Source organism: Catenibacterium sp. co_0103 (assembly GCF_004168205.1).
Taxonomy (GTDB): Bacteria; Bacillota_I; Bacilli_A; order Erysipelotrichales; family Coprobacillaceae; genus Catenibacterium; species Catenibacterium mitsuoka_A.
Map to the genome: position 1 here is coordinate 1 of NZ_RCYB01000176.1, position 1,939 is coordinate 1,939.

Annotated in this window: 2 protein-coding genes; both read right to left on the reverse strand. The window is 32.2% G+C overall.

Annotated elements, in window-relative coordinates:
* Window positions 1–389: 389 nt before the first annotated feature.
* Complete coding sequence (locus EAI80_RS12870) at window positions 390–1,160, reverse strand: sulfite exporter TauE/SafE family protein (protein ID WP_202976652.1); 771 nt, start codon at window positions 1,158–1,160, stop codon at window positions 390–392.
* A gap of 7 nt (window positions 1,161–1,167) precedes the next feature.
* Window positions 1,168–1,599 (reverse strand): helix-turn-helix domain-containing protein, encoded by a 432-nt coding sequence (locus EAI80_RS12875; protein ID WP_129982355.1) that lies wholly within the window; start codon window positions 1,597–1,599, stop codon window positions 1,168–1,170.
* Between the last annotated feature and the right edge of the window lie 340 nt (window positions 1,600–1,939).

The window sequence follows — 1,939 nt, forward strand, 5'->3', positions numbered from 1 at the left end:
TCACTTTTTGTTTTCTATTCTTATTATGAGTTTAAATCCACGTTTTGACAACTAGGAGGTCATTTCATATTATCTGTACTAGTAACTCGTTTCTCTTTTTATGAATATTCTGGAGATTTATGTCAATTGACTTTTATATTATCTTCTATCACATTTTTACAATATGATTTTTTAGGAATTTTACCCCTCGGAATAGTTCTCTATGCCCCGATAATATATTTATTCTTTATGCAAAAAAACAAAAGAAATAGTCATCTCATTTAAACTAAATATTGAACATGCCCTCACTAAAGATTGTAAGACAACTAAGCAAAAAGGGACGATTAAATCATAATTAATTTAATCGTCCTTTTCGTTACATCATATAATTTATCTTTTACAAAAGAGAATTATTTCACCAATGAGAATGCAAATACCACAACACCTAATATAACTAGAATAATACCTGTTACTCTATTTAATGTTTCTGGAGTCGCTTTATTCGCAAAGCGTGCTGCAATTCTTGCCCAGATGTATGTAAAGATAACACATAGAATCCATACACCCCAGTCAGGTGTCCCACCAATCGCAAAATGAGATACAGCACCTGTTAAGGCAGTGAATGTCATAATAAAGACACTTGTTCCTACTGCTGTTTTAAGTTCATAGCCTAATACAGAAGTAAGAATAAGAAGCATCATCATACCTCCACCTGCACCAATGAAGCCACAGATAAAACCAATAATAACACCACAGACCACTGACTGAATGGCTCTTTTTTTAGGAGAGACTGCTTCCATAGATTCTTTTGTTGTCATAACTGGTCTAAGGATAAACTTTACACCAAGAAGCATTGTCATAAAGACTGAGAAATTACCCATAGTGGTTGCTGGTACTAAACTAGAGACATAGCTTCCTACTACTGTAAAACATAATACAGAAACCATCATGATTAAACCGTTTCTAATATCTAGATTCTTGTTTTTACCATATTCATAAGCAGAAACTGCACTTGCAAGTACATCTGAAGATAAAGCAATCCCTACAGCCATATAAGGATCCATTCCTAAGAAAGTAATCAACATTGGACTGATCACAGCTGCAGCACTCATACCTGCAAAACCAGTACCTAATCCTGCACCCATACCCGCAAAGAATGTAACAAGAATAGTCATTAACACTGTCATATTATTGATTCTCCAATATCCTATCAAGATTATCTTCCATGATTTCCATACCTTTAAATAATATTTCTTTCATAGAATTATCCATGTTATTAAATAATGTGTCTTTAAAATCTTTCTGAACTAAGCGTCCTTTTTCTATAATAGAATCTGCCTTAGAAGTACATACAAGTTCTGTCTTTCGGCGATCTCCTGCCACTTCTCTTCTTTCTAGATACCCTTCTTTTACAAGTTTATCTACATTTATAGAAACAAGATTGGCTTTAATTTTTCTTACTTCTACAATATCTCTTGCTGTCTTATATTGAGGATTATTCGATAAAAACATCAATATATCAAAAGCTGTTTGTGGTAATTTGATTTCCTGACATAGTGGTTTACACATTACACTATATGCATGAGCCATTTTATTTGGAAACTCTATATTGAAATACATGCTCTTACCTTCTTTCATATTTAGATAGTTCATTTATGAATTATTATAATCTTATGCTCTAAGAATTCAATAAATGATACTATATTTTTGTCTTCAGATAAAAAAATAGGAGACATTACAAGAATATCTCCTACTTTTCATCCTTTATACAAAGAGTAGAATACTCCTTTTCTTTCTAGAAGATCATTAAAGGTTCCTGACTCTGCAAGAGTCCCATGATCTAGTACGAGTATTTCATCGAATCTCTCTAGTAAATTTTCTTCTAATCTGTTATGAAATGACGATTGTCAAGTGGAAATAACACATTTCTTTGATTTTCGTTTTTCGTTTTCCGTTTTTT